Annotated in this window: 4 protein-coding genes and 2 pseudogenes; 3 read left to right on the top strand and 3 right to left on the bottom strand. The window is 67.1% G+C overall.

The features are described 5' to 3' along the window. A partial coding sequence (locus tag ACFE87_RS24645; protein ID WP_375462297.1) for an ATP-grasp domain-containing protein occupies positions 1 to 932 on the top strand: 932 nt, incomplete at its 5' end. A gap of 37 nt (positions 933 to 969) precedes the next feature. Beyond that, on the top strand, positions 970 to 1,638 hold the full coding sequence (aat, locus tag ACFE87_RS24640; protein ID WP_375462296.1) for a leucyl/phenylalanyl-tRNA--protein transferase: 669 nt from the start codon (positions 970 to 972) through the stop codon (positions 1,636 to 1,638). Positions 1,639 to 1,783: 145 nt separating this feature from the next. Here the strand turns inward: aat and ACFE87_RS24635 are convergent, their stop codons facing one another. The 3 genes and pseudogenes from ACFE87_RS24635 to ACFE87_RS24625 form a co-directional block, all read right to left on the bottom strand. Continuing rightward, positions 1,784 to 2,392, bottom strand: coding sequence for a DUF2155 domain-containing protein (locus ACFE87_RS24635; RefSeq protein ID WP_375462295.1), 609 nt, complete (start codon positions 2,390 to 2,392; stop codon positions 1,784 to 1,786). Positions 2,393 to 2,445: 53 nt separating this feature from the next. Then, positions 2,446 to 2,736, bottom strand: a complete 291-nt coding sequence (locus ACFE87_RS24630) for a cupin domain-containing protein (protein WP_375462294.1) — start codon at positions 2,734 to 2,736, stop codon at positions 2,446 to 2,448. A 139-nt stretch (positions 2,737 to 2,875) separates the two neighbouring features. Then, positions 2,876 to 3,283 (bottom strand): annotated as a pseudogene (locus ACFE87_RS24625) (NADH:ubiquinone oxidoreductase subunit NDUFA12); the annotation flags it as partial. 482 nt (positions 3,284 to 3,765) lie between these two features. On the opposite strand from ACFE87_RS24625, the pseudogene ACFE87_RS24620 reads away from it, so the two are divergent. Next, positions 3,766 to 4,702: pseudogene (locus tag ACFE87_RS24620) on the top strand (vitamin B12-dependent ribonucleotide reductase); the annotation flags it as partial.

Below are 4,702 nucleotides of genomic sequence, written 5' to 3'. Positions count from 1 at the left end.
ACGGCGAGGCCAAGCGCGTCGCGGCCGAGATCGGCTATCCGGTCCTCGTGAAGGCGGCCGCAGGCGGCGGCGGGCGCGGCATGAAGGTCGCCCGGAGCGAGGACGACCTCGTCGAGGCGCTCGTCACGGCCCGCACCGAGGCGCTGTCCGCCTTCGGCGACGACGCCGTTTACCTCGAGAAATATCTCGAGAAGCCGCGCCATATCGAAATCCAGGTCCTCGGCGACGGCAAGGGCGACGCCATTCATCTTGGCGAACGGGATTGCTCGCTCCAGCGGCGCCACCAGAAGGTCTGGGAGGAAGGCCCCTCCCCGGCCCTGAACGAGGTGGAGCGCGACCGCATCGGAACGATCGTGGCGAATGCCATGAAGGAGCTTCGCTACGCCGGCGCCGGCACGATCGAGTTTCTGTACGAGGACGGGCAGTTCTACTTCATCGAGATGAATACGCGCGTCCAGGTCGAGCACCCGGTGACGGAGATGATCACCGGGATCGACATCGTGAACGAGCAGATCCGGGTCGCAGCCGGCAACCCGCTCTCCTTCACGCAGGATGAGGTCAAGTTCCACGGCCACGCGATCGAGTGCCGGATCAATGCCGAGCATCCCGCGACCTTCCGTCCTTCGCCTGGGCTCATCACCTACTTCCATCCTCCGGGCGGGCTCGGGGTGCGGGTCGATTCGGCGGCGTTCCAGGGCTACCGCATCCCGCCGAACTACGATTCCCTGATCGGCAAGCTGATCGTGCATGGCCGCACCCGAAACGAATGCCTGATGCGGCTCAGGCGGTCGCTCGACGAATTCGTGGTCGACGGCGTCGACACCACCCTGCCGCTCTACCGCGACCTCGTCCGCAACGCCGATATCCAGAACGGCCAATACGACATTCATTGGCTCGAGCGTTTTCTGGCCGGGGAGACGCCGGAGGGGTAGCGGGCAGAAGTCCCGACCGTCATTCCGAGGGTCATTGATGGCCGGCAGCCAGCGCATCGAAATCACGCCCGAGATCCTGCTGCGGGCCTACGCGGCCGGCATCTTCCCGATGGCGGAGGATGCCGACGATCCGGGTCTGTTCTGGGTCGAGCCGCAGCGGCGCGGCATCTTCCCTCTCGACTCGATTCACATCTCCCGGCGACTCGCCCGCACCGTGCGCCAGGACGTCTTCGAGATCCGCGTCGACACCGATTTCGACGCCGTGATCGAGGGCTGCGCCTCTCCTGCGGAGGGCCGAGGGCGGACCTGGATCAACCGACGCATCCGCCGGCTCTACGGCGACCTGTTCGACCTCGGCCATTGCCATACGGTCGAGACCTGGCAGAAGGGCCGCCTCGTCGGGGGCCTCTACGGGGTCCGGCTGGGGGCGGCCTTTTTCGGCGAGTCGATGTTCCGCCGGGCTCGCGACGCTTCCAAGGTTGCCTTCGTACATCTCGTTGCTCGGCTCGTCGCCGGCGGGTTCACGCTTCTCGACGCCCAGTTCGTGACGAGCCATCTCGCGACCCTGGGCGCCGTCGAACTCGAGCGGCGCGTCTATGCGGCGCGGCTTGACGAGGCGGTCCAGGCGGAGGCGGATTGGTGGGTCTGGCCGAGGGGGCTTCCGGTCAGCGGGGCGGATGCTCTGGGGGCACTCGGCAGTCGGTAAGGGATCCTGCAGCCTGGATCGTCGCACGTCCTTCGAGGCCCCGCTGCGCGGGGCACCTCAGGATGAGGAGATCAGTGGATTCCACCCACCATCGTCATGGTGAGGTGAGAGCCCCAGGAGCGAGCCTCAAAGCACGTAGAATAGCTCAGCGTCCGGGGTTGAACCCGCCCACGCCAGGCGCCGCATCGTTCGTCGGGAAGAAGCGGCGGCTCGGCTGCTGGCTCGGCTGGACGGGAACACCGCGCGGCGCCTCGACGTCGATCTGGCCCTGCGAGTTCCGCCGCGCCGTGCGGGTGCCGGTGCCGCGCGTCGGCTTCGGGGCCGCGACCGGCGCGTCCTCCTTGTCCTTCGCCTCGGCGATGACGGCGGTTCCGCCTTTGCAATCGGTCAGCCACACATCGTAGACGGCGTGCTCGATCCCGTGCAGGCCGGGGCTCGCGGCGAACATCCAGCCCGAGAAGATGCGCCGGTACTTGTTCTCGAGCGTGACTTCGTCGACCTCAATGAAGGCGTCGGTCTGGGGGCTCTCGGTCGGCGGGCGCGAATAGCAGACGCGGGGCGTGATCTGCAGCGCGCCGAACTGGACCGTCTCGTCCACCGCGACCTCGAACGAGATGATCCGGCCCGTGATCTTGTCGAGGCCGTTGAACACGGCGTTCGGGTTCTTGATCTTGTCGGCCCGCGCCATGCCGCCGGCCGCAAGAAGGGCTGCTGCGGCTCCGAAGGCGAGCAACCTGGACGTTCCGTTGCGCATGACTTGGCCGCTTGTCCCCCCGGGCGCCGGCTCTTGGCCGTGCCCGCAGATCCCTAGCGCTTGATCTCGATTTCGAGAAACGCGAAAGGACCGTTGGTTCCGTTGACGACGTTGTGTTCCACGCCCTCTGGACGAAAGTAAGGCTTGGCGAAACCGAGCGGCGCTTCCCGGACCGCCCCGCCGGGCTCCTCCAGGATCAGCTTGCCGTCGAAGAGCGGCACGACGACGTAATCGTGGCCATGACGGTGCCAGCCGGTCTCGGCCCCTTCGGCGAAGCTCCACTTCGTCACGACGACCTGGTCGTTCTCGACCATCACCTCGGGTTCGGCCTTCGGTCGCGCCATCGGTTGCTCCTCGCCTTCAGCCGACATAGGGCCGCGTCAGCGTTTCGCCATGGGTTCCGGGATGCGCGATCGGCTTCGGCACATCACGCCCGTCGGGCGAGACGCCCTCGGCATCGCGGCCCGTCGGGAGCACGTCGTCCGGGGACCAGGCGACGTAGTCGCCGGTCGCGGCAGGGCGTCGACCGGAGGCCGAGGACGAGCCCTGCGGCCGATAGGCCTGCGGCGTGCCCGTCATGTTCGGAAGATGGGGCAACTCCCATTCCCGCGGCGTGTAGGGCTGCTCGGAGGGCGGGACGTCGTGGGTATGGCTGAGCCAGCCGCGCCAGGCCGGGGGAACCCGGGACGGCTCCGCGGGACCATTATAGATCACCCAGCGGCGCTCGGGGCCGGTCGAGGGATCGATCAGCGGCCCCATCGCCCGGTAATATGTGTTGCCGAGTTCGTCCGTGCCGACGAGATTGCCCTTCCTCCGGGTGTACCAATAGGTGCCCCAGGTCTGGCCGTTCCACCAGGTGAAGGTGCGGGTGAGGAAATCGATGAGCTTCATGCGCCGCTTGGCTCGTGCCGCCCGGGGTTAGGGCGAAGCGTCCCGGCTGTCCAGCCGACCGAACGGCGCACGTCGAATCCCGGCGTGATGCCCCCGCGCAACGCCGGCCGGGATCCGTCCGTCATCCCCAGGAACCGGATCGCCATCGGTCCCTCGGCTCCAAGCTGCCGGGCTTTCGCCAAGCCGTTGAACTTGCTCGGCAAGGCTTTGTTAAGCGAATCCGTCTCCACTATATCTAGCTTCAGCTCCGGGCTCGGACCCTAGAGATAGTGCGGACAGGATGATTGACGCAGTTTCGAGACTCGCATTAGCGTCATCTCCGTCGCGCCGCTTCCAGGGTTACCTGGACCGGCGCGACCTCCCTCAGTGCATGCGCGTGAGCCGGCCTGGACCTCTGGTCCGGGGCAGCGGAACCGCGTGCCGGACGGGCGACACCGACTGAAACGCGGCCCGGAGACGGACGGGCCCTTGCGGGGACGAAGATGCGGATCGAGCGGCGCCACACCACGACCAACACCTCGCCCTACGAGGCCATCGCCTTCCGGCGCGCCACGAGCGAGATCAAGAATCCGGACGGGTCGACCGTGTTCCGGCTCGACGGCATCGACGTGCCGGAATCCTGGTCCCAGGTCGCGGCAGACGTGCTTGCCCAGAAGTATTTCCGCAAGGCCGGCGTTCCGGCCCGGCTGAAGAAGGTCGAGGAAAATTCGGTCCCGTCCTGGCTCTGGCGCTCGGTGCCGGACGAGGCCGCGCTTGCTGAACTGCCGGAGGCTGAGCGTTTCGGCTCCGAGATGTCCTCGACCCAGGTCTTCGATCGGCTCGCCGGCTGCTGGACCTATTGGGGCTGGAAGGGCCGCTATTTCACGACCGAGGAGGATGCGCGCGCCTTCTACGACGAGCTCCGCTTCATGCTCGCCTCGCAGATGTGCGCGCCGAACTCGCCGCAATGGTTCAACACTGGCCTGCATTGGGCCTACGGCATCGACGGCCCCGGCCAAGGCCATTTCTACGTCGACCACGAGACCGGTGTGCTCACGGCCTCCGCTTCGGCCTACGAGCATCCGCAGCCGCATGCCTGCTTCATCCAGGGCGTGCAGGACGACCTCGTCAACGAGGGCGGCATCATGGACCTGTGGGTGCGCGAGGCGCGCCTGTTCAAATACGGCTCCGGCACCGGCTCGAACTTCTCCCGCCTCCGTGGCGAAGGTGAAAAACTCTCCGGCGGCGGCCGCTCCTCCGGCCTGATGTCCTTCCTCAAGATCGGCGACCGGGCGGCCGGCGCGATCAAGTCCGGCGGCACCACGCGCCGCGCGGCCAAGATGGTCGTGGTCGATGTCGATCACCCCGACATCGAGACCTATATCGACTGGAAGGTGCGCGAGGAGCAGAAGGTCGCGGCCCTCGTCACGGGCTCGAAGA

Source organism: uncultured Enterovirga sp., from assembly GCF_964242715.1.
GTDB lineage: Bacteria > Pseudomonadota > Alphaproteobacteria > Rhizobiales > Beijerinckiaceae > Enterovirga.
This window is presented reverse-complemented; position numbering and strand designations above follow the sequence as displayed.

Bases quoted from the DNA above. Each gene is read 5' to 3' on its own strand.
- ACFE87_RS24630 (WP_375462294.1), bottom strand. From the start codon at position 2,736: ATGGCGCGACCGAAGGCCGAACCCGAGGTGATGGTCGAGAACGACCAG.
- aat (WP_375462296.1), top strand. From the start codon at position 970: ATGGCCGGCAGCCAGCGCATCGAAATCACGCCCGAGATCCTGCTGCGG.
- ACFE87_RS24635 (WP_375462295.1), bottom strand. From the start codon at position 2,392: ATGCGCAACGGAACGTCCAGGTTGCTCGCCTTCGGAGCCGCAGCAGCC.